The sequence below is a fragment of the Burkholderia sp. 10_S31 genome, from assembly GCF_056930375.1.
In genome coordinates, this window is the sequence record NZ_JBXOWK010000002.1 from 701,142 (window position 1) to 723,057 (window position 21,916).

Below are 21,916 nucleotides of genomic sequence, written 5' to 3' on the forward strand. Positions count from 1 at the left end.
CAACGGATTTTCTGAATGACCAAGCGACGCCATACTTTCTTCGAAAGTAACGAAGAATCGGGGGATGCCGAATGAAAGCACGGATCGCCCCTTGTACAAAACAGCGTTAGCGATCATGAGAAGAGGCCTGGTTCGCTCGCTCCGGGTGCTTGTGCTCAGCACCAGTCGGCGCGGAAGCTGCCGAAGCTGCAGAATCAACCGACAGCTTGTTCATATACGCCGGCGCAGCCTTCGTCTTCTGTCGAACGCCCGGCGGCGGCGCCGTCGGGCGCTGCTCCATGCTGGCCAGCATCTGCTGGCACGGCAACGGGCGATTGCGGCCCGGCTGCAGCAACGCGAGCAGACTCGCGAGCGGATTCAGCAAGCCCAGCCCGATCGCCGCCCCGCCACGCGCGATCAGTGCCCCGGCCTTGACCCCGACGTGCGGTTGCTTGAAGGATCCGGTGACATACAATGGCGAGCGTAGCGATATCACCCGGAATCCCTTGGTATGCGGATGGATCGTCAGATTCATGGTCTCGTCCCGCAGGTTCACGTTACCGTCCATTCCGATCACCGCGTCATCGGTGTCGAGCGCGAACACGCGCGAGTCGAGCACGCCATTGGTGGCCACGAAGTCGGCCACTCCGCAGTTGATCTTTACGTCACGTGTGCCGAACAATTTCTCGTACACCACGTTTGCCACGTTCAGCCCGGCGGCTTCCATCAGCAGGAGACTCACCGTGCCGTCGGTGACCAATGTCTTCACTTCCCCGTTGGAAGTCGCTGCGAGTGCCGCCGGCGAATTGCCGGTGGCCGATAACGCGGCATCGCCGTTGACCTCGCCGAGCGCTGTTTGCATCACCGAGAATGTCGGGAACAGTTGCCTGAGTTTCAGATGTCGCGCCTGCAGCGAGAACCGCCCCTTGAGCGGCATGCCGCTGCCGTCCAGGTGGATGTTCGAAGCAAGCGTACCGCCCGCGACACCAAAGTTCAGCGGGTTGAGCGTCAGCACACCGTCATGCATGACGACGTGGGTCGACAGGTCGGTGATCGGCAAACTCGAGGTCTTGACGATGCGCCGCCCGGTAAATCGAACGTCGGCGTCGATCTTCTTCCAGCGATCCGTGCGAAATGCCTCGACCGGCAACGCCTTGTTCGCGGGCTGCGCGACGGCGGCGCCCCGCCGCGCCTTGCTGGCATTCGTGTCGGCGCCGATGAGTGGCGCAAGGTCGGAGAACTGCAGCAGTTTTGACACCAGCGTACCGGACAGGAGCGGCCTCGGTTCGCGCGAAACGTACACCAACGTGCCGTTGAGATCGCTGCCACCGACGCGTCCCGTGAAGTCCTCGTACTTGAAGACGTCGCCGGACGCCCGGAACTGGCCGACCAGCCGGCCGTCGGTCGCATAAGGAGAGGTTTCGGGTAATGTGATGCCCGTGACTTCATACAGTTGGGCCATGCTGGTGCCCGCGAGCCACAGTCGAAGATCAACCGCAGCCAGGTGAGACGGATCAGTCAGCGTGCCAACGAGCGCCAGGTGCGTATGGCCAAAGCGCACATCGGCCTGAACCGGAAACGGGCGTTGCGTGCCCTGCACCTCCAGCAAATTGCCGATCTTGCCAGTGCCGACGACATCCCCCTTCTTGTAGGTCCCCTTGACGGTCCAGCCAATCATGTAAGGGCCGACGCTGGCAGATGCCGCGGCCGCTGCGCCGGCCGATGCGCTCGTTGTCGCCGAGGCCGTTGTGCCCGATGCGGTAGCTGCGGGTGCGTTCGACGCCGCCGGTGGGCCTGATACAGGCGGGGCTATTGTAGTGCCGGATTTCGTTGCTTCGGCATGCGAAGCAGCGGCCAACGCTTGCGAAGCCGCTGCCGATGCGCGGGACGCCGCCTCGGCACCCGACGCAGGAACCGTCGGTTGCGCCGAACCGGCGTGCGCCTGGGCCGCAAGCTTCTTTTGACCTGCCGGCCCGACAGCCTGTGCCGATTCGCGGTGCGCCAACGCCTCCTGCTGCTTCACCACCGCACCGAACGGGATCGGCTGGCCAAGCGTGTCGATCACGGCGCTCAGATCGAATTGCTTTTGCTGGTCGTAGTAGCCGAGATTGCCTCGGGCAAACGCGATCTCATGCAAGTCGAGCGTCCATTGGCCCCGATGCGCGAGCTTCCTGAGCTTGAACGTCCAGTTGTCTCGCCCGTCCCTGAGGCGTTCGAGGTCGACGGTTGGATTGACCAGATCGATTGCCGGAATCACGATGTGGCGTGCCATCAGCGGCAGAGCCTCGACTTCGAAGCTGATCGCGTCCAGCGTGACGAAATACTTCGTGCGCGCCCAATCGGGATTGGAGATCGTGACATGGTGTGCGCTGAATCGTGGCCATGGCACCCATGCGCGCCAGCCCTGCTCGCTCATGGGCCGACGCCACCCGACACGCAGATCGCCGTTGATGGCGAACGGCCGTCCGATCGCGTCCGACACCTTGTCATCGACCCAAGGCCGGGCTCGATTCCAGTCGAACGTCACAATGAAGATGATCAGCGCCGCAAGCGCCAGAGTGACGATAACGGAAAGCCACGCGGCCGCCTTGCCGACGGTGTGGCCGATATGCATTGCTCACTCCCCGAGTTTGCTGATCGGTATCGGGCAATTCGTGTTCCTGAATGCGCTTCAAATGGGCATGTCCGATGATATCGACACGTAATCGCGTTCGGCCTGACGAGAGCGTGCGCGAGCAGTGGAAAGATGCCGCGCGATCCGATTGCCGGACCATCCGCCATACGCGCAGGAATTTCGAGGGATTGCAGATAAGGAGGGCTCCGCCAGGCAGCGTGCGTGAATTCGAAATGGGGTTCTCACGACTTTTCAGGAGTGAATCTTCGCAGTAATGTCCCGAACGACTGCTCCATCTGCTCGCGCTGTCTGGCGGTGGCACGCTCGTTGCGCGAGAGAAGCGGACGCTTGCTGCGGTGCTTCCCGCATCCACGGTATGTCGATCGGGAGAATCAATGGATCGTCGCCATTTCCTCAAGTCGTCGGCCTTTTTTACCATTGCGGCTGCCACCGCCACGCTCGACGCTCCCCCGACGGTCCTGCCGGTCAGTGCCGTGCGCAAGAATCTCTATCGATTCCCGCAAGGTGTCGCAAGCGGTGATCCGCGCGATCGCTCCATCGTGTTCTGGACGCGATGCGTGCCGGTATCTCGGGACGCCCGGCACCCAGCAAAAGGCGTCGCGCGCGCGGTACCGCTACGACTCGAAGTATCGACGCTGCCGGATTTCTCGACGCTCGTCGCCAGCGTCCCGCTGAGGGCGCTGTCCACCTACGACTTCACCGTGCGCGCGAAGGTGACGGCGCTCTCGCCGAAGACCACCTACCACTACAGGTTCGTCGCCGGCGACGACGTCAGCATGACGGGTGTCGCACGCACGGCGCCAGAGGCAAACGAGGCCAACGAACGGGTTCGCTTCGCGTGGCTCACCTGCCAGGACTGGAGCGTCAACCACTGGCAAGCGATGACGTTGCTGGCCGCAGAACGCGATCTCGATTTCGTCGTGCACGTGGGCGACTACATCTATGAAACGGTCGAGACCTCTCCCCCCGGCCGTGCCGAGCCGGCGCATCCTCCGCTGCGCTTGCCCGACGGCAAGCTGCTCGCGGACGGCCGCGCGTATGCCGACACGCTCGAAGACTACCGGACGCTCTACCGCACCTATCGTGCCGATCCGCGCCTCCAGACGCTGCACCAGCGCCTGCCGATGATCGCGATCTGGGACGACCACGAATTTTCCGACGACTGCTGGCAGGATCATCAGGTCTACACCAACGAGGAGCGGCAGGAAACCCGCCGGCGGCACAGCGCCAGTCGCGCGTGGGCGGAGTACATGCCGGTGGATTGGAGCGATGTGCGCTTCGAGCCGGACAATCCGTCGTACACGAACATTCGCATCTACCGCGATTTTCGTTTCGGCATGCTGATGCACCTGGTGATGACGGACGAGCGGCTGTATCGCGACGACCATGTCGTGAGCGAGGCAGCCGTCGCGCGCACGCGCGGGCACGACCCGGTACATGGGGACGATGCAGCCGGCTCGCGCTACTTCGTCAAGCAGGACGTGCTGCAACGTGACGAGGCGCGCGATACCAAGCAGCTTGGTCGCCCGCCGTCGATGCTGGGTCCGGAACAGACACAATGGTGGAAAGCCACGATGAAGGGCTCGCCGGCAACCTGGAAGGTGTGGGGCAACGAGGTGATGTTGAACCGGCTGTGGCTCCTGATGCCGGGCGCGCCCAAGACACCGGCGGCCCGCCTCGTGGTCGATTGCGACGCCTGGGACGGCTATCCCGCGCACAAGCACGAACTGCTCGCTTACTTGAGGGAGCACGGGATCCATAACGTCGTCGCGATCACCGGGGATCTGCATGCATTTCAGTGCGGCGTCGTGCGGGACGATCCCGATCCCTCGACGGGGGTACCCGTGCTCGTCGATTTCGTCTGCGCCGGCATCAGCAGCGCATCCTTCTATTCGTACCTGAAAGTCGCATGGAACGGTACACCGCTAGCGTCGATCGCGGCCACCCCCGCCAAACTCGACAACTTCCTGATGGCGAACAACCCCGATCTGTGCCACGCCGACCACGACGCGCAGGGTTATGCGTCGGCCACCGTCACGCCGGAACATTTTTCCGTCACGTTCAACAAAGTGAAGCCATTGGACCTGGACGGAGCCGCGCCCGCGGACGCACTGCTTGGCCGCACGCGATTGACCGTGCCCAACGGCTCAGTCGAGGTACGCGTCGAACCCATCTAGACTCCGATGCGCGCGTGGGTTCGTTGTATCGTGCCTTCCCGCACATTCAAGTGCGGGCCCCTGCCAGTCATGCACAGCGCCGCTCCAGGCCGCTCGTCAGTGGATATGTCCGCTGAAAAGCCCGAGCAATCCTATGACGATCAGGTAGATCGCAACGATGTAATTCAGCAAGCGCGGCACCACCAGAATAAGAATTCCAGCGATCAGCGAGACCAACGGGCTCAAATTCGAAAATACGTGCATGGCGTTGCTCCCTTGACAATAGATCGCGAAATCGCTGAGTGGAGCGCCTCTCCCGAAACACCGGAAACAACGTCGCTTAAAAGCACGTTCGCTGCCAATTGACATCCAGTTACCCGCCGGGACATGCGCTTGAGCCGAAGCATGCCGACGATCTCGGAGCACCAGGCAAACACTCTACCGGCGGCCGCGGACCGTACCGCATGAACTTGTTCTTCGTAGCCGCCGCGCTCTTTCAACGCTGCACGCGATTCCCCGCATGTACGGGAGATCTTTACCGACGCAGGCGACCTGAACCACGGACGTTCGTCGGTGCAGCGTTCGCTGCGTATCGGAGCGATTTCCGTGCCCGGGTTAGCGCGTGCGGCCGGGCACGCCGGGCACGACGTGAATGCGCGAGCGCGTCATGCACGCGCTCGGCGACCTGCGGCGCGCCACCCGCAGACGTCGCATGGCTACCTCTCACGAAGCGACGCCGCGACAGAAATGACAAGCAGTTGAAAAATCGTCCGCGCGTCCTCGTGCCGGTCGCGCAGCGGCGTTGGCGTGCGCCCGCTCCGGCACACCCGTCACGCGTCGGGCGGATTGTCGACGGGCGCGCGCTCGCGATCGTCACCCGGTTCGTCTTCCCGCGCGGCCACCCGCTTCGCCATTTCGAGGTAGGTCTGCGCCATCGCGCGCAACTCTTCTTCCGATGCGTCCTCAATCCCGATCAGCCGGTCGCTCGCCGCGTGCGTGACGGCCACGAGTTCGTCCAGTTTCAGATGCAGCGCTACGCTGTCGCGGTTCTGGTTGCGTTGCAGCAGGAATACCATCAGGAACGTGATGATCGTCGTTCCGGTATTGATCACGAGTTGCCACGCGTCGGAATAGTGGAAAACCGGCCCGGTGACGAGCCACAGCACGGTGATGGCCACTGCACTGCCGAATGCGACCGGCGAGCCGGCCCACACTGTCACGTGCGACGCGAAGCGCTCGAAGAGGCGGGTAACGGGGTGCCGCGCCGTGTTCGCGCGCGGATAGGCGACGGTTCGGTCATCCCGGTCCGCTCTGACTCGAGGTCGATCGTTCGATTCGTGCATGACGCCTCCAGGAAACACGTGTCGATCCCGGCGCGCGCGCAGTCCGGCCGCCAGTTGCGGCACGGGGTTCGGTCCCGTATGCGGGCGCCGCGTACGAGCGAGCATGCCGCGTGCCCGGCGGCGCCCGCTCACGGCGTCATGCAGTGCGCGCCTTCTGCCAGCGTTTCATCAGCGCGGCCTCGTCACGCTGTGCGGCAAGGCCTGCGTCGACGAATCGGGAACGGTTACGGTGCCCACTGGATGCAGCAGCCCCACTTCGCCGAGCGTGCCGACGAGCCTGGCCAAACGCGCGGCCGGCAGGCAACCCGGCAAGCCTCGGCACGACGGCGAGCACGCCTGCGTCCAACCGCGCGCGTACGCACCAGCAACTGACGTTTGGTCAGTCCCGCCACGCACTCGCGGACGAAGCAGGTGCAGGCGTCGGTACCGGCTCGGGAGGGAATGTTGGTGACAACGCGAAGGCCCACAGTCTCAGGACGTCCGTCATTCACGGCCTTCTACAACAACGACAATTGGCCCGGCATGCTTGCAGCGCCTGTCTGGTCGCCCTCATTGTCAGGCCGGCCCGGCCGGGCTGCGGACCGAGCATTCCCGCTTGGCGCCACATTCCCGTCGTCCTGCCGATTCTTTCGCGCCCACTCGGCGCCAAGCACATCGGTTGAGAAAACAACCCCCGGTGCAATCTGAACAAGCTCGCTCATCTGCGGCTCTTCCTAGGCGGACTGAACATCGAAGTGCGCTGCGGCGTAGCGCGCACTGCAATTCCACACTTCAACGCCACTACGGGTGAAGGTGGCCCATCCATCCTCCACGATCATCTCGGCGTCCGGAAATACGTCGCCGTGCCCCATCGCGCGGGCAGCAAAGACCGTGCGCTCACGACACGTCGCCCGGTACTTCCCATCGGGTAGCGTTGACGGCGTCGAACTCAACGATCTGCTCCCTTCACTGCTCGATCAAAAACCGATTGCGGTTCTTCGCGCCTGCGATCCATTGCGGCGCCCTGCCGCGCCCGCTCCACGTTGCACCCGTTTTCGGATCGCGATACTTCGGTGCGACCGGCGCAGCGACGGTGCCGGATGGAGCGGGACGGCGTCGCCCAAAAAGCTGATCGGGCGTGATGCCATATTCGGCAATCTGTTCACGCATCGTCGTGATGATGCTTTCCAGTTCGGCGAGCCGCGCTTCTTCCGCTTGCTGCGCCAGCGCTTCTGCCTGCGCTTTAAGTTCGAGGTAGGTAGCCATGGATATGAAAGGATTCCTTGAAAAATTGGCAAGTAGACGAAAAGCCCCTTGGTCGGGTCGAAAGATCGTCGACTCCACCATCAACATTATGGTAGCGAGAGCGATGATAATCGATAGTGTTATCTCCGTGCGTGCCGACGGTGGCGCACCGTGATTTGATCTCTATACCGAGGGCGTGCTGTTCACAGCTTCATCAGCCGATGTCGACAATATGCTTTAATCGGATTTACATAATCATAAGAGCAAAGTTGTCATGTCGCACCTGGTCAAAGTTAAAACTTCATAATCCAAGTGTTTTATCGCATGCTGGAAGCGGTTTGGACCGCCGCGTCCTTTGCGTTGTCGAGCTGAAACCACGGCAATTGTGCAGCAGGCTGCTGCACAAATCGACTCTCCAAACGGAATGGGTCTACGCGCAAGAACGAGCCCTAGAAATTGCGCGCCAGGCCGACCATGAACATGTCCTGATCCTTGTCATTACCCGTTGCGACACGATTGAAGCGCAAGCTCGCCGCCCAATCGTTCGTGACCTGATAGGTCACCTGCGCGCTGAGCAACGCATTGAGTCTCGTTTTGCTCGAGGCCTCATCCCGATCATGCGAGAGATACGGACCGACACCTGCCGAAAGCGTCCATTTGCTCCTGATCGGCGCGACGTACCAGAATTGCGCTGCCACACCTCGTCGGCCGGCGACGCCGTTATTGCCTTCGTAGATGAAGCTCGCCGAATAGGCCCACGCATTGCCGAGCGGCCGCTTGACTTCGACCATATACCCCTTTTCGATCGGCACTTGGGGACGGTTCGTCTGCGACGTCCCGGCCCAAACACTAACCTGCGTCTTGCCGTCCGACAACGCCGGGCCAGGATCGCCGCCAAAATCCGAGCCGATGCCGAAGAGCACCGCGTCGGAATTGAATCCGCCAATCATCTGGACGTGGTTGTACTGCACCTTGAGGAAGAAGCGGTTGGGAATGACGTAATACCGCACCGCTGCCGACGCACGCACGCCCCATCGCTTTTCATTGCGCACCTGGTTGTCGACATGTGTCGTGTCCATGCTGAAATATGGCCCCGCCGACAATTCGAGCGCCAGGCGATTGCCGACCGGCCAACGAAACGAACCCAGGGCGGCGAAGCCGTCACGGTGGTGATCCAGCGGATGCCCCTCGTTCACATACGCGAGGTAGACCGAGAGGTAGTCATTCAGGACGTCGCCGAAGCCGACTTCGTAGGCACGCCAATGCATATCGCCACCCTCGGTCGAGCGTCCGTCGCCATATACCGCGTAGACGTCGATCGTTCTTTCCGATGGCTTGAACCCAGCAGGTACACTCGAAGCACTATCCTCGGCGTACGCGTGGCCTGGGCCGGCCAGAATTGCCAGACCGGCGATCGAGCTTGTGAGGACGAAGCGCGAATAGATGCGACGGCACTGCCCCATTTGGACACCCCCTCACCTTGGTAACCGCGATTTCTTGGACAAGCTGACAGCGATTATAGGCGGCCTCGGGTAACAGGGACCAACCCACTCACTTCTCCGGCCGTAGCCTCGACGAGGGGCTCGCCGATCCGGAACACCTACGCCGAACCGTGGCCGAGCAACACGGCGACATTGCGCTCGGCCAGCGCAGCGATCGTGCGCGACGGATTCAGCCCAAGCGCACGCGGGATCGTCGCACCGTCCATCACATAGAGCCCGTCGTAACCGAATACCTTTCCGTCCGCGTTCACCACGCCATCCGCGTGCGTGAGCCCCATGTTGCAACCGCCGAGCGGATGCGGGGTGATCAGCTTGTGGAAGTTGCTCCACGTCGGCGGGACGAAGGGTTCGCCGCCCGAGGCAACCGACAGGCGCCGGTGCGTATCGACCATCGCATCGACGACAGCCTCGGATCGCGTGTACGACCAGTCGAGCCGCAACTCGCGTCGCCATGGCGCAAACCAGCAGCGCCCGAGACGCATGCGCCCGTCCCCCGGATCGATCGCCTGGCCGAACCAGGGCATCATGTTCTCGACCGGGTCATCGCAATCGAAATGACGCGCGAAGGTCCGCCAGAACGTGCGCATCACCCCACCATGAGCGCGCTGCAGGTGGCGACGCACGAAGTCATGCGCGAGATTGGGCACGCCGCCGTCCTCCACGAACAGAGGCTGACCATTGGCGGCAGCCCGGTCGAGAAGGTCGATCGCAGCGGAAATGGTGACGCCGTGCGACGGCGAGATCTTCCTGTGCCTGTAGAGGGCCGGAGTGACGAAATCGCCGTTGAAAGCCCAGCCCCAGCCGAGCCTCGGCGACAGATTCGGCAGCGTGCGATGCTCGTCGCGACAGCGGAGCAGCAACTCGGTACTGCCGATCGATCCGGCGCTGACGATCACGATAGCCGCCGTCGCGGTTCCGGGCATGAAACGCCCCGCGGCGGAATCGATGACGTTGAAATGCACGCGCCATCCCTGGCCGAGCGGCTCGAGCTTCTGCACGACGTGCAGCGGAAGGATTTTTGTGCCATGGCGCTCGGCCACGGCCAGATAGTTGAGGTCGAGCGTGTTCTTCGCCGACACCTGGCATCCGATGTCGCAATTGCCGCAGTGGACGCACGTGCCCTGCGATACGCCATGCACGTTGACGTACCTGACCGAATGCCGGTCGTCGCGCGCGCCGGGCAAGGACGGATCGTAGGTCGGCGAAAACGACACGGCGAGCGGCAACTTGCGATACCGATCGCCCCAACCGCAGGCGTCGGCAGCGTCGCGCAACAAGCGGGTGCGTTCGCTGATCTGGTTGTCGGGCACCTCCTGGACCGACAGCATCCAGCCCACGCGCTGATAATAGGGCTTGAGCGCCTCGTACGTGATCTCCGGCGGCCAGCCCTGCTCGAAGGCGTCGGGTTTGGCCTCGACCGAGACGTTGGCGTAGATCAGCGACCCGCCGCCCACGCCCGCGGCGGCCACCACCGACATGTTGGAAAAGACCCGCAGGTCGGCCCAGCCATGGAATCGTTGCGGGTTCTGCTGACGCCACAGCCACGGGTCGGTCTCGTCGCGCGGATACGTGTTCGGCGTCCAGCGGCGACCCCGCTCCAGCACCAGCACCCGCCTTCCCGCCTCCGCGGCGCGACAGGCGGCCACCGCTCCGCCGAAGCCGCTCCCGACAACGATGACATCGTATTCAAACGCGCTCATGACGACGTTCTCCTGACGCAGGTGCGTCACAGTTCCGATGCGAAACCCCTGAAGAATCCTCCAATCCCCGAAGGCATCTCGATGCCAAACGGGGCGAAATCGATGCGGCCCGTCAGACCGCTTTCGTGTTGGCTGAAGTGAAACAGCCGCAAGCAAAATCGTTTGGAAAAACCCGACATCGTGATTCGTCAATCTTGCGCGTCGAGCCCGGTGAAACACCGCCACCCAGATGAAATTTCTTGTGTTTTCAATAGCTTAACCCCCCTCATACACGCATGATTCGCGACTGGCACGCCCTATGCATTTGTAGCAGCGAGCGCAACGAAAAGTGCTCTCTTCCAAACCGCAGCAAACTCAAGGAGATTTATCATGTCCGCACTGATGATCAACGACCTGTCCCGCGCCCACGAACTCAGCCGCAAGGAAATGGCTTCCGTCAGCGGTGGTAGCGTGTTCCAGAACTTCGGCGTCAACAACATCGCTTCCGGCAGCGGATTCTCGTTCGCCAGCCCGAACACCATCACGGCCCCGGTTACCCAGGTCGATGCATCGACCCACCTGGATCTCACCAGCGTGACCAACTCGATCAACAACCTTGGCGGCCTGGTTGTCGGGAAGCTGGGCCTGTAAGGCTCGCGATGCTCCCTCGCAGTGGTGGCCGTATTCGATAGCGTCGTACCGAAGCGCTCCAGCCCGCCGCGGGGTTGTCCTCGCGGCACTCAAAGCCCGCCAGGCCGTGTCCGTTGGCGGGCTTCGTTGCATGATAAAAACGCAGCCGGCATGAACCGGCAGATTTGCTGACGCCCCGTCAGCAGCACCGCCCTCTCCCATCAGCAGCCGGGACGATCCCGACGCGCTTTTGACCTCCATCCCCTGCACGCGGATCCGCCTCACCTCGTCGAGGTTGATGGCGCCGCGGCGCCAGTCACGGAACGGCGTGGTCGCATCGATGCGTCGTTGGCCCTCGGCGCGGCTTTTCCGATGCGTCTCGCCGTCCGTCAGGAACACATCGAATTCAGTTATGCGAAGCACATGACCGATTGCGGGCGCCCGTCGGTACACCATCGCGCCGACGTTCGCCGACGGCAAGCGCGCGTCGCTCAACTGCCGGGTGCCGCGCGCGATCGCGTGCGCGTTGACGACTTTTTCGTGCAGACGCTTCCCCCCGCTGCTGCATAGGGATACCCGAGACGCGAATCGCAAGCGCCACGCGCCGTTTCATGTTGGCCGAGACAAAACAGCCGCCACGGAAATCGTTTGGAAAAACCCGACATCGTGATTCCTCGATTTTGCTCGCCGCGCCCGGCGAAGCGTCGGATGCCAGATGAAATTTCTTTTGTTTTCATGAGGTTAAGCGCCCGCCATGCACGCATGATTCAAGGCTGGCACGCCCCGTGCATTTATAGCTGCGAGCGCAACGAAACGTGCTCTCTTCCAAACCGCAGCAAACCCAAGGAGATTTACCATGTCCGCACTGATGATCAACGACCTGTCCCGCGCCCACGAACTCAGCCGCAAGGAAATGGCTTCCGTCAGCGGCGGTAGCGTGTTCCAGAATGCCGGTATCAACAACATCGCTACCGGCAGTGGATTCTCGTTCGCCAGCCCCAACACCATCACGGCTCCGGTTACCCAGGTCGATGCATCGACCCACCAGGATCTCACCAGCGTGACCAACACGATCAACAACCTGGGCGGCCAGGTCATCGCGAAGCTGGGCCTGTAAGTTTCGCCATGCTTCCTTGCAGTGTTAGCCGTATTCGATAGTGTCGTGCCGCACTACCGAAGTGCTCCAGTCCGCCGCAGGTTCATCCTCGCGGTGTTTCAAGCCCGCCAGGCTCCGTCTCCTGGCGGGCTTTTTTGCATCGACGAAAGCGCAACCGGCATGCATGAAGCGTCAGTTGCCGAGCGGCAGGCAGTCCGATCGGCGAACGGTGTCGCGCCATCCGATATCCAGCCCCGCACGCGTATAACTCTGTGCCAGCACGGCTCTGTCGTGCTCGTAGCTTCGTGTCACCCAATCGCAGTACAGCGCCGCCAGCAAACTTGCCCGATCGGGATGACGTGAAACTTCGACGGCCATTGCGCCCGCGCGCAGGCCGGAAGCGATGGCAAAACGCAAACCATCGCCTGTCGCGGGATCGAGATAGCCCGCCGCATCGCCGCACACGATATAGCCCGGTCCCGCAGCCTGTCGCACGCGATGCCAGCGCCTGCACTCGCACCACACCGGTCCGACGGGTGTCGTGTTCGCCGGCCACGTGATTTCGCCGTCGCGCAGCGTCGATAGCGACGTCCAGATCTGAAACGCGGACGTCGCTCTCATCCATAGCCAGCCGCCATGCGCGATCTTCCAGTATGTGTCGACGTGCGCCCCATGCGCACGCGCGTAGCCGCGGCGAAGCCAGAACCGCGACGAGTCGGTCGCCACGTCGAGCCGAATCGCGCGACGCAGCCATCCGTTGATGCCGGTCGCATCGATCACGATGCTTGCGCCGATCTCGCCGTCGCCGTGCGCGATGCCAACGACCGCGCCGTGTTCGACAAGCGCGACAAGTCCACCGGCGGGCGCTCGCGAATAGCGAACGCCCGCAGCGAGCGCTTCGGCACGCAAGCCGTCGTCAAGGCGACTGCGGATGACCGAACGTCCCCGCTGCGAATCGGCCCGGCCCTCGAGCCATACATGTGGTTGACGGGCCAGACTCGGCGCCATGCGATCCAGCAGCGTGAGCGCGGCGCCGGACACGCATTCCGGCGCCGCGCGCGAACGCCCGCGGCCCAGCATCCACACGTTGCCGCCGGCTCCCGCCGCAGCGATCGCCGCCGCGCATCCGGCAGGCCCGTCGCCGACGACGACCACGTCAAACGCATTCATCGCGCGCCCTCAGTAAAGCCCGAGCGCGTCGGGCCCCGGTGCGCAGCGCAGCACGTGCCCGATTACCCGGGCCTCGGTCGCGTCGCAACGGATCGCCTCACCGTAGCGCACGCGCAGTCGTCCCGGTGTGTGCTGTGTCGGCGCCGCACCATCAGCGGCAGGACGCACGAAAAGAAAGCGATAGCGTCCGGCAACGCCCGGTTCGTGCGCATCGTCGGCTTCGCCAAGTGCCCGTGCGGATACCAGCCACAGCTTCGTATGCGAAGGCGTTTGTCCGTTGTCGCATGCCGCGACGGCATGGCGCAATGCACTGATGCGCCGAATCAGCTCGGCCGAATCGACATGCTCGAATGCGCCGTACAGCATCTCGCCATGCAACGCGTTGGCGACGTAATCCGAGCGTTCGATATCCGCGTAATCCACGTTGCCGTCGGGTGTCAGGTACGGGCCGTATTCGCCGTCCCATCCGCGCCGCGTATTCGACTCGTCGCCACGCGTGACCAGCGGATGGCACGGATGCAAGCCGAGCTCATGGTCGAGCATGGGGATGGCGGTGGGCGCATCGGCCCGATTGAAGGTTCTGGACGCATCCGGACTCACGGCAGGCCAGAAGCTGTTGGAGGCCGCGCACAGCTTGATATCCTCGGCGAACGGGCTGCCCAACCCGAAGGTTGCGAGGAAGATGCCCCGCCGGTTACCCGCATAGGTGACGTCCCAGCCGGGCGCAAAGACACCCGACGACGCGTCCGACAGAAACGAAGTCATGCGCGGCGCATGCACTTCCCTGTCCCCCCGGCGCGTTGCGCGTGCCGCCAGGCTGAACGCGACGGCGACCGTCCCGTCGCTCGGCGAAAATGCCTGCGTGTTGCTGAACGGATCGACATGGTCGGGATTGGCCGGGAGACGCTCGGCGCTGAGCGATATCGGCGAGCCGCTTCTGAACTGCGACTTCGGATCGATCCGCCGGTCCTTGAACCAGCGCTGCAATTCCGCCTGGTCGGCGTACGGATAGAAGTCCGGCGCGGCAACGATCGAATAGGCCGGGAGCACCGCGCGTTCGGCCAGCTCGGCGATGCGGATCGTCACGACCCCTTCGGTGCAGTGATCCAGAAACAGCTGCGCGCGGTAACCGCCTTTGCCGACCTCCCCGAGAAATGCCAGCCGGTCGACGGGATGTGCGCGCATATCCGTGTAGGTGCCGTCCTCGCGCGATTTGTGCCGGATGTTGATGAACTCCGGGGCATTGCGAGGTTCGGGAAAGCGCAGCCAACCGGGCGCGAAATGCGGAAAATAGTGCTGCCGCACCTCGTCGATGGCGGCCAGCACCAGCTTCCACAGGTTCGTGATGATTCTCATCGTCGTGAAGCGCCGGTTGGCGAGCGGCACCAGTCGCCATCGAGCCGGCACGCCAAAACCGTGCACCCCGAAGTTGGCCGCGGTCACGGGCTCGATCAGGGGCCGCGCGGCCGGCATCAACAGCACGGCCGCGCCCGAACGCTTCAGCGCGACTGCCGGTGCGATCGAACCGGCAGGCGGTACCTCGCAGGGGTCCTGACAGCGGATCGCATACGGCGCGCCGACCAGATCGCCCGATGGCGATGGCCGCACGCCCCAGCGCGCCTCGACAGCCCGCTTCAGCTTCTCGCCGACATGGCGGTGGCCATATTGCAATGTCAACCGCAGTCCGGGCAGGCATTCATCGGGAAACAGCTTGCGTACGGGTTCGATGAAGGTGCGCTGAGGGTCGCCCGCTCGCCTGCCCTCGATCAGGGCGAGCCTGTCGGGACCGGTGACCCTGCGGACGAGAAACGCGCCATAGCGCGCCGGCATCACGCGGACATGCTCGATCGCGTCCGGCACATGCGGCACGAAGCTTCGGGTCTGCCCGTCGTAGCACGCGTCGGTGTCGCCGTTGCGTGCTATGCCGAGTCGCGAGAACACGAAGTCCGCATGCTGCTGATGTCCGGTGCGGCGCGCCGGCCGGTACTGGTAAGCCAGCACCGCGATGTCCAGCGTCTGCCAGTCGGGCGGCAACGGCGCCAGCGAAGCGATGTAGTTCTCCAGCAAATCGAGTGCTTCGAGACGTACGCCGGCGTCCGGCGACGGGCACTCGGACAGCGCAAGCATGTGATAGATCAGGCTGCGCGCGGGGTCGCCGGGCTCGATCGCCCGCGTGGCGTCCGGGCAGAGATCGCAAATGCGGGGATCGTCCCAGTCGATCGGCAACGGCCGGCTCAGTCGGTTCGCCGTCTCCCCGGGCGTGCCCGAATCGGCCAGGTCGAGACCATGACGCTTGAACGCTTCTCGCCACGGAGCCGGCAGATCGAGCAGCAACGCGTGAACCTCATCGACAAGCATCAACGACCTCCGGCGGGTGGTGCGTTCGAAGCGATCGGCACGATGCGCTTCGCGTCCCGGAAGCCATGCATGTCGCTCCGGCCGCGGCAAGCCGCGTCTTCAGCGCTTGTTTCAAACGAACATCACATTCGGGTTCTCAGTTGCCGATATCAGTGACTAATATAGGTGATTGCAGCAGCAATGAAATGTCGGATTGTGTTTGAAACATTAAATTGTCGAGGCGCGTGGCGTGATTCGCCGAATGCGCCGCGACTCGATCAACACATGTCGGCGGCCACATCATGTTGAAGCGCAGAACCTTCGTGTTGGGCAGTGCGGGCGCGGCGGGCATGCTGGTGGTCGGCTGGGCCTGGTGGCGTCCCGACGACCGGCAATCCGTACCCGCGCAGCTGGAGACATCACGCGTCGATGTGCCGCTCAACGGCTGGGTGATGATCAGTTCCGCTAATGACGTGACGATCGTCATGAGCAAATCCGAAATGGGCCAGGGGATACATACCGGCGCGGCCATGTTGCTGGCGGAAGAGCTCGATGCAGACTGGTCGCGGGTTCGCACCGTCATGTCTCCACTCGACACGATCTACAAGGACCGTGAATCCCTCGCCGACGGCCTTCCGTTTCGTCCCGATGATGCGAGCCTGCTCGCTCGCGGCGCGGCGGCACTGGCGCGCCATGGAGCACGTTATCTGGGTTCGATGGTAACGGGGGGATCGACGGGCATGATCGATCTGTGGGGGCCCATGCGCGAGGCGGGTGCCACGGCCCGCGTCATGTTGTGCAGCGCTGCGGCGAAGCTTTGGCACGTGCCCGTCGCGGAATGCGAGACGCATGCCGGCGTGGTGCGGCATCGGTCGGGACGCTCGGCGACATACGGTGAACTTGTCCAGCTCGCGCGGGACGTGCCGCGCCCGACACATGTCGACCTGAAGGACCCGAAGACGTTCACGCTGGTCGGGAAACGGCTGGGTCGCATCGAGGCGCACTCGAAGCTCGACGGCAGCGCGCGCTATGGCATCGATGTGCTTCCGGACAAGCTCCTGTATGCGAGCGTCACGATGTGTCCGACACTCGGCGGAAAGGCGCTGGATTTCGACAAGTCCGGGGTCGCCAGCCTGAAGGCCGTGACCGGCATCTTCAGGATCGAGCCATACAACGGCGGAACGGGAGGCGTTGCCGTCATTGCCGACAATCCCTTCATCGCAATGCGGACGTTGTGCCAGTTGTCGGTCACATGGGATCACGGGCCGGCTGCCAGCGTGAATACCGAGGAGGTCCGCACGGCGTTGACGCACGCCCTCGACGGCGACGCGGGCCGCCACGTGTTCTACGCCACCGGCGACGCCGATGCGGCGCTGGGCCGTACCAAGCCGTTCGTCGCGCAGTACGAAGTGCCCTACCTGGCTCACGGGCCGCTGGAACCGATGAATTGCACGGTGCTGGTCGAGAACGACTCGGCAACGATCTGGTGCGGCACGCAGGTCCCCATGATGGCACGCAAGGCAGTCGCGGCGCTGCTGGGCCTGGACGAAGACAAGGTGGTCGTCAACCAGCAATTGATCGGCGGCGCATTCGGCCGGCGGCTCGAGGTCGACTTCATCACGCAGGCCGCCGCCATCGCGCTCCATGCGAAGGGGCGGCCGGTACAGACGATCTGGTCGCGCCCGCAGGACATGACGCACGACTTCTACCGCCCGGCCTGTGTGGCGAGATACAGCGGCGCCATCGATGCGAGCGGCAGGCTGGTCGCATGGAAAGGCATGTCGGCGAGCCAGTCGATCAGCGCGCAGGCGATGCCTCGCACTTTCGGCATGCCGAGCCTCGCCGCGAAATGGTTGCCCGACGCCACCACGGCAGAAGGCGCATTCGACCTGCCCTATGAATGCGAGAACATCCTGGTCCAGCACCATACGGTGACGCTCCCGGTTCCCGTTGGCTACTGGCGCTCCGTCGGGCACTCGCATCAGGCCTTCTTCGTCGAGAGCTTCATCGACGAGATGGCCGTGCTGGCACGGAAGGACCCGATCCAGTTCCGCCTCGACATGCTCAGGCAGCCGGCGCACCAGCGCCATGCGGCCGTGTTGCGGGCGCTCGTCGCGCTGTCCGGCTGGCGTTCGCCGCTGGCATGGCGTGACAAGACCGGCGCGCGGCGCGCACGCGGCGTGGCGATGCACGCATCGTTCGGTAGCGTGGTCGCGCAAGTCGCCGAAGTCCGGCAGGAAGGTGACGGCTTTCGCGTGACGCGCGTGGTCTGCGTGATCGACTGCGGGCTGGCCGTGAATCCGAACCTGGTCGAGCAGCAAATGGAAAGCGGGATCATCTTCGGATTGTCGGCCGCGCTCGAGCAGGCGATCACGATCCAGAACGGGCAAGTCGCGCAGCATTATTTCGACAGCTATCCGCTCGTCAACATGGAGACCTGTCCCGAGATCGTCACGCAGGTCCTGGCAGGCGGGACCGAGCCGCACGGCGTCGGCGAAGCGGGCACGCCGCCGATCGCAGCGGCCGTGGCGAATGCGTTGTATTCGCTCACGGGCGTGCGTCATCGCACCCTGCCGCTCATCAAGCCGAGCCCACCCGACCAAGGAGACGACCGATGGTGTCAGTCCGTATCAACGGGGAAACCGCTCACCTCGATTCCGAGCCCGCCACCCCGCTGCTCTGGGTGATTCGCTGCGAACGGAAGCTGACCGGCACGAAGTTCGGCTGTGGCGTCGGGGTCTGCGGTGCATGCACGGTGCTGCTCGACGACCAGGCCGTGCCTGCCTGCCAGCTCCCGGTCGGGACGCTGAACGGCGCGCGCATCACGACCGTCGAAGGGTTGGACAGCGTTGAAGCGCGCGCACTGAAGGACGCGTGGATCGCCGTCGACGTCGTGCAATGCGGCTATTGTCAAAGCGCACAGCTGATCGCCGCCACGGCCCTGCTCATGCGCTGCCCGCGCCCCGACGACAACCAGATCAACGAGGCCATGAAGAAGATCGCGTGCCGGTGCGGCACGTTTCCCCGCATCCGCAAGGCCATCCACCAGGCGGCGGAATCGCTGGTCCGCTGACCGGGGCGAACCGGCAACAGGCTCGATCAGCTACCCTTGGCACGCGTCGTGATCTGGACGAAGTCGGCGGCAATGCGTCCTTCGCCGTACTTGGCCTCGAACAGCTTCAATTGCCGATCGATTGCCGCGAGATAGGCTGTGCGCGGCTCGGATGGCGGACGTGCCCCGTCGAACAGCGGCGCGGGCGTGACGAGGAGCACGATCATCTCGGTCCCGAAAGGCTTGCCGATCACCCACTCGCCCATGCTGCCGATTGTCGCGGCGTAATTCGGCGGCGCCTGGTTGTCGCGTTCGCGGCTGCTTGGCACGAGATGCACGACGCTCCCGTTCAGCACGTAGTAGTCGACGTTCACATACGAATCGTAACCGGGTGTCGTGATGTCGATGACCAGCGGGTTGCCTTCCGCAAGATGCGCATCGGGCGCTCGCGTGCGGATCGACGCGGCGTGTGATGACGAAGCCCGATTCGATCGCCAGTACGGGGCAAACGCGCTCACGACCTCGCAATTGTGCGCATCGACCGGACGCACGTCGAGATTGGCCGTCTGCCCGCCCGCCAAACTGCTCAGTGCGGTTCGCACGCGCCCGATACCGACACCGGCCTCCGCATAACCGCGCACCTGCAGCACGTGATCCTGCACCGAGGCATCCAGCGCCGAACACGGTATGCGCGACAGCGCAGCCATCACGGATGCCAGCGAGATCGCCGGTGCCGGTGCCGGTGCCGGTGCCGGTGCCGGCACGCTGGCCGCAGCGGGCACGGCGTTCGCGGTGGCCGAAGGCGTGCTGCCGGCCGTGGCGCCCGCCGTCGCGCCATTCTCTCCGCCGGCAGACGCGTGCGCGACCGTGTCCGCGGCGGGGCGCCCTTCGCCGCTGCGCGACAGCGCCTGGTAGCCGTACCAGAGCACGGCGATCGCCGCCACCGTACAAGCGCCCACGGCAGCCCCAACGCGTGCGCCCGATGACCACGCAGGGCGCTTGAACACGCCCATACCCTCCAGGAACAGGTTGACGCTCGGCGTGCGCGTCGCGCGGTCGAACGACAACGCGGCGCTCAAGGTTCGCCATTGCGTGCGATCGAGACCGGGCTGGCGCTCGGGCCGCAAGTGGTCGTGACGCGCCTGGGTGGCGGACAGCCGATTGAACGGATGGTGTCCGGTCAGCAATTCGTAGGTCACGCAGGCGAGCGCGTAGACATCGTCGCGCGGATCCGGCTCGAGATGCTCGAACATCTCCGGGCTCGCGTAGGCCGGCGTGATGCCGCCCAGGCTCGCCGGATCGAACACGGTCACGTCGGGATCCTCGTCGCGCCGCTGGAAGGCGCGTGCGATCCCGAAGTCGATCACCTTCACTTCGCCCCGGTCGGTGAGGAACACGTTGGCGGGCTTGAAATCGCAGTGGACAAAGCCGCGTTCATGCGCGTAGGCCAACGCCTGGCCCATGCCGGCGATAATCGGCAACGCGGTATCGAGCGGCATGCCCTTGAAGTCCGGCGCGCGCAGCACCTTGCTGAGCGGGCGGCCGGACAGATACTCCATCGTGAGGTAGACGAGCGGACCGTCCCGATCGAAATCGTAGACGGTGACGATGTTGCGATGAGCGAGTGTCTGCGCCTTGCGGGCTTCGCGCTGAAGCGCGATCAGCGAAGTCGGCTGGCCGCGGAACTGCACGTTGAGCACCTTGATCGCGATGTGCGGCTTGCGATCCGAGGCCTCCAGCTTGCGGAGGTCGAGCGCCTTGTACACGGTACCCATCCCGCCGACGCCGAGGCACTCCTCCAGCACGAAGCGCCCGTTCAGCGTATCGCCGATGCCTTTCACGCGCTCGCCGTCGACGGACATTGCGCCGCTCGACTGCCCGGACGGGGTGTCCGGACGCGCCTCGGGCCGAAGCACGCTCTCCTGGATCCGGGTTGCGTCGCCCGCGGCTGCCGTTCTGTCACGACACCGTTCGATGCGCTTCAGCACTTCCGCATAGATATCGTCTGACAGTGGCTGCGTGGTTTGCGTCTCGTCGAGTACTTCGCGCAACCGTGCGCAATCGACCTGATCGGTCGCCAGCACCCGGTCGATCTCCGACAAGAACGCGTCCTGCGACAGCGTCCCGCTCTGGAATGTATGAATCAGCTGCGCAAAGCTCATCATTCGTATGCCGTCAACTCAGCTTCAGCTTGCCGACCCGCTTCGGCGCCTCGCGGCGCCGCCAGGGCAAGGACTGTCCATGACGTACCCAAGCGGCGCGACGTATCGGTGATGCACCGGACACCGCCGAACACGAGATCGCCGCCACGCCATCGTCAGACGAATTCGACTGCGCGCCGCACCGGCCGCCGGCCTTCTGACAGGATGTCTAACAAATCATACTAGTCTGCGGTAACGCCCTGTGCAATCGGTGCCGGAACTAGAATTCGGGCAGATCCATGGCGAACCGGCTTCAGGCTTTCGCCGTCCGCGCCGCCTGCACGACCTCGTTCATTTTCCAGGCTGCGCGGCCGTGCGGCGGAACCTATACTGGACAGATTCAAGGTACGTCGGCACATCGCATGATGCTGCATGACTACCCTTTCTCCCATCCGATTTTGCGGAGCAAACCATGGGCGTGCTCGTCATCAACGATCTTCCTGAAAGCGTCGACCTCGACAGACAGGCGATGGCCGCCATCACCGGCGGTGCGATGGTCCGTGCGCATCAGACGATGCTCGCGCCGCAAGCTTTCCCTTATCTGCACACCGACGCCCGCGGTTCTGCGTCGGCGCGTGCCCCTGCGGCCGAAGCAGCGGCGCGCCCGGCGCGTCCGACGCTGCTGCGCTGACGGACACACCACTCGACCTGGCGCGCACGGTCAGACCGCGCGCGCCGTCATCGCGGGCCGCCGATCGGCCGGCGGGAACACCCACCACGAGCCGTCGTCGTGACGAAAGAAGAAGATCGCGATCGTGCGAGCCGGATGCACGGCCTCGACGCAGACAAAGCGCCGCCGTTGCGCAGGCATGCGGCTGAAGCGCACGATGCGCGCCGGCACGCGCGCGCTCGGCGCGAGCCACTTGTCGACCTGCATGCGCAGCGAAGATTCGATCCCGTTCATTTGAGCCT

The 21,916-nt window shown here is 64.0% G+C and carries 16 protein-coding genes; 6 read left to right on the plus strand and 10 right to left on the minus strand.

Annotation, left to right across the window (positions count from 1 at the left end; all coding sequences use genetic code 11):
• Positions 1-106: 106 nt before the first annotated feature.
• A complete protein-coding gene (locus AC1Z3W_RS17790) occupies positions 107-2,593 on the minus strand; it encodes an AsmA family protein (RefSeq protein ID WP_483508129.1) in 2,487 nt (828 codons plus the stop codon).
• Between the two features lie 395 nt (positions 2,594-2,988).
• Here AC1Z3W_RS17790 and AC1Z3W_RS17795 point away from each other — a divergent pair, with 395 nt between their 5' ends.
• Complete coding sequence (locus AC1Z3W_RS17795; RefSeq protein ID WP_483508130.1) at positions 2,989-4,791, plus strand: alkaline phosphatase D family protein; 1,803 nt, start codon at positions 2,989-2,991, stop codon at positions 4,789-4,791.
• Between the two features lie 96 nt (positions 4,792-4,887).
• On the opposite strand, the gene AC1Z3W_RS17800 is transcribed toward AC1Z3W_RS17795, so the two are convergent.
• The 5 genes from AC1Z3W_RS17800 to AC1Z3W_RS17820 all read right to left on the minus strand — a co-directional run bounded on the left by AC1Z3W_RS17800 (position 4,888) and on the right by AC1Z3W_RS17820 (position 10,539).
• Complete coding sequence (locus AC1Z3W_RS17800; RefSeq protein WP_082664756.1) at positions 4,888-5,034, minus strand: DUF3096 domain-containing protein; 147 nt, start codon at positions 5,032-5,034, stop codon at positions 4,888-4,890.
• Positions 5,035-5,600: 566 nt separating this feature from the next.
• Positions 5,601-6,113, minus strand: a complete 513-nt coding sequence (locus tag AC1Z3W_RS17805; RefSeq protein WP_057927302.1) for a low affinity iron permease family protein — start codon at positions 6,111-6,113, stop codon at positions 5,601-5,603.
• A gap of 945 nt (positions 6,114-7,058) precedes the next feature.
• Positions 7,059-7,358: an H-NS histone family protein gene (locus AC1Z3W_RS17810; RefSeq protein ID WP_483508132.1), complete on the minus strand. Its 300-nt coding sequence runs from the start codon at positions 7,356-7,358 to the stop codon at positions 7,059-7,061.
• A 428-nt stretch (positions 7,359-7,786) separates the two neighbouring features.
• Complete coding sequence (locus AC1Z3W_RS17815; protein ID WP_057927306.1) at positions 7,787-8,800, minus strand: hypothetical protein; 1,014 nt, start codon at positions 8,798-8,800, stop codon at positions 7,787-7,789.
• A 137-nt stretch (positions 8,801-8,937) separates the two neighbouring features.
• The gene (locus AC1Z3W_RS17820; protein WP_483508133.1) at positions 8,938-10,539 is read right to left on the minus strand and encodes a GMC oxidoreductase; all 1,602 of its coding nucleotides are present in this window, start codon (positions 10,537-10,539) and stop codon (positions 8,938-8,940) included.
• A 369-nt stretch (positions 10,540-10,908) separates the two neighbouring features.
• Between AC1Z3W_RS17820 and AC1Z3W_RS17825 the strand changes: the two genes are divergently transcribed.
• Together AC1Z3W_RS17825 and AC1Z3W_RS17830 are read left to right on the plus strand one after the other, a co-directional pair.
• A complete protein-coding gene (locus tag AC1Z3W_RS17825) occupies positions 10,909-11,169 on the plus strand; it encodes a hypothetical protein (protein ID WP_057927307.1) in 261 nt (86 codons plus the stop codon).
• Between the two features lie 835 nt (positions 11,170-12,004).
• Positions 12,005-12,265 (plus strand): hypothetical protein, encoded by a 261-nt coding sequence (locus AC1Z3W_RS17830; protein WP_057927308.1) that lies wholly within the window; start codon positions 12,005-12,007, stop codon positions 12,263-12,265.
• 171 nt (positions 12,266-12,436) lie between these two features.
• Here the strand turns inward: AC1Z3W_RS17830 and AC1Z3W_RS17835 are convergent, their stop codons facing one another.
• Together AC1Z3W_RS17835 and AC1Z3W_RS17840 are read right to left on the minus strand one after the other, a co-directional pair.
• Complete coding sequence (locus tag AC1Z3W_RS17835) at positions 12,437-13,399, minus strand: NAD(P)/FAD-dependent oxidoreductase (RefSeq protein ID WP_483508134.1); 963 nt, start codon at positions 13,397-13,399, stop codon at positions 12,437-12,439.
• 24 nt (positions 13,400-13,423) lie between these two features.
• The gene (locus tag AC1Z3W_RS17840) at positions 13,424-15,772 is read right to left on the minus strand and encodes a hypothetical protein (protein WP_483508135.1); all 2,349 of its coding nucleotides are present in this window, start codon (positions 15,770-15,772) and stop codon (positions 13,424-13,426) included.
• A gap of 281 nt (positions 15,773-16,053) precedes the next feature.
• Between AC1Z3W_RS17840 and AC1Z3W_RS17845 the strand changes: the two genes are divergently transcribed.
• Together AC1Z3W_RS17845 and AC1Z3W_RS17850 are read left to right on the plus strand one after the other, a co-directional pair.
• Positions 16,054-18,438 (plus strand): molybdopterin cofactor-binding domain-containing protein, encoded by a 2,385-nt coding sequence (locus AC1Z3W_RS17845; protein WP_057927311.1) that lies wholly within the window; start codon positions 16,054-16,056, stop codon positions 18,436-18,438.
• On the plus strand, positions 18,366-18,824 hold the full coding sequence (locus tag AC1Z3W_RS17850) for a (2Fe-2S)-binding protein (protein WP_057927312.1): 459 nt from the start codon (positions 18,366-18,368) through the stop codon (positions 18,822-18,824). Before AC1Z3W_RS17845 ends, AC1Z3W_RS17850 begins: the two co-directional genes overlap by 73 nt.
• 26 nt (positions 18,825-18,850) lie before the next feature.
• Here the strand turns inward: AC1Z3W_RS17850 and AC1Z3W_RS17855 are convergent, their stop codons facing one another.
• A complete protein-coding gene (locus AC1Z3W_RS17855) occupies positions 18,851-20,968 on the minus strand; it encodes a serine/threonine protein kinase (RefSeq protein ID WP_483508136.1) in 2,118 nt (705 codons plus the stop codon).
• 448 nt (positions 20,969-21,416) lie between these two features.
• Between AC1Z3W_RS17855 and AC1Z3W_RS17860 the strand changes: the two genes are divergently transcribed.
• Positions 21,417-21,635, plus strand: coding sequence for a hypothetical protein (locus tag AC1Z3W_RS17860; RefSeq protein ID WP_057927314.1), 219 nt, complete (start codon positions 21,417-21,419; stop codon positions 21,633-21,635).
• Positions 21,636-21,665: 30 nt separating this feature from the next.
• Here AC1Z3W_RS17860 and AC1Z3W_RS17865 read toward each other — a convergent pair whose 3' ends face one another.
• Positions 21,666-21,908 (minus strand): hypothetical protein, encoded by a 243-nt coding sequence (locus AC1Z3W_RS17865; RefSeq protein WP_057927315.1) that lies wholly within the window; start codon positions 21,906-21,908, stop codon positions 21,666-21,668.
• Positions 21,909-21,916 lie beyond the last annotated feature (8 nt).

Bases quoted from the DNA above. Each gene is read 5' to 3' on its own strand.
- AC1Z3W_RS17790 (WP_483508129.1), bottom strand. From the start codon at position 2,593: ATGCATATCGGCCACACCGTCGGCAAGGCGGCCGCGTGGCTTTCCGTT.
- AC1Z3W_RS17795 (WP_483508130.1), top strand. From the start codon at position 2,989: ATGGATCGTCGCCATTTCCTCAAGTCGTCGGCCTTTTTTACCATTGCG.
- AC1Z3W_RS17800 (WP_082664756.1), bottom strand. From the start codon at position 5,034: ATGCACGTATTTTCGAATTTGAGCCCGTTGGTCTCGCTGATCGCTGGA.
- AC1Z3W_RS17805 (WP_057927302.1), bottom strand. From the start codon at position 6,113: ATGCACGAATCGAACGATCGACCTCGAGTCAGAGCGGACCGGGATGAC.
- AC1Z3W_RS17810 (WP_483508132.1), bottom strand. From the start codon at position 7,358: ATGGCTACCTACCTCGAACTTAAAGCGCAGGCAGAAGCGCTGGCGCAG.
- AC1Z3W_RS17815 (WP_057927306.1), bottom strand. From the start codon at position 8,800: ATGGGGCAGTGCCGTCGCATCTATTCGCGCTTCGTCCTCACAAGCTCG.
- AC1Z3W_RS17820 (WP_483508133.1), bottom strand. From the start codon at position 10,539: ATGAGCGCGTTTGAATACGATGTCATCGTTGTCGGGAGCGGCTTCGGC.
- AC1Z3W_RS17825 (WP_057927307.1), top strand. From the start codon at position 10,909: ATGTCCGCACTGATGATCAACGACCTGTCCCGCGCCCACGAACTCAGC.
- AC1Z3W_RS17830 (WP_057927308.1), top strand. From the start codon at position 12,005: ATGTCCGCACTGATGATCAACGACCTGTCCCGCGCCCACGAACTCAGC.
- AC1Z3W_RS17840 (WP_483508135.1), bottom strand. From the start codon at position 15,772: ATGCTTGTCGATGAGGTTCACGCGTTGCTGCTCGATCTGCCGGCTCCG.
- AC1Z3W_RS17845 (WP_057927311.1), top strand. From the start codon at position 16,054: ATGTTGAAGCGCAGAACCTTCGTGTTGGGCAGTGCGGGCGCGGCGGGC.
- AC1Z3W_RS17850 (WP_057927312.1), top strand. From the start codon at position 18,366: ATGGTGTCAGTCCGTATCAACGGGGAAACCGCTCACCTCGATTCCGAG.
- AC1Z3W_RS17855 (WP_483508136.1), bottom strand. From the start codon at position 20,968: ATGATGAGCTTTGCGCAGCTGATTCATACATTCCAGAGCGGGACGCTG.
- AC1Z3W_RS17860 (WP_057927314.1), top strand. From the start codon at position 21,417: ATGGGCGTGCTCGTCATCAACGATCTTCCTGAAAGCGTCGACCTCGAC.
- AC1Z3W_RS17865 (WP_057927315.1), bottom strand. From the start codon at position 21,908: ATGAACGGGATCGAATCTTCGCTGCGCATGCAGGTCGACAAGTGGCTC.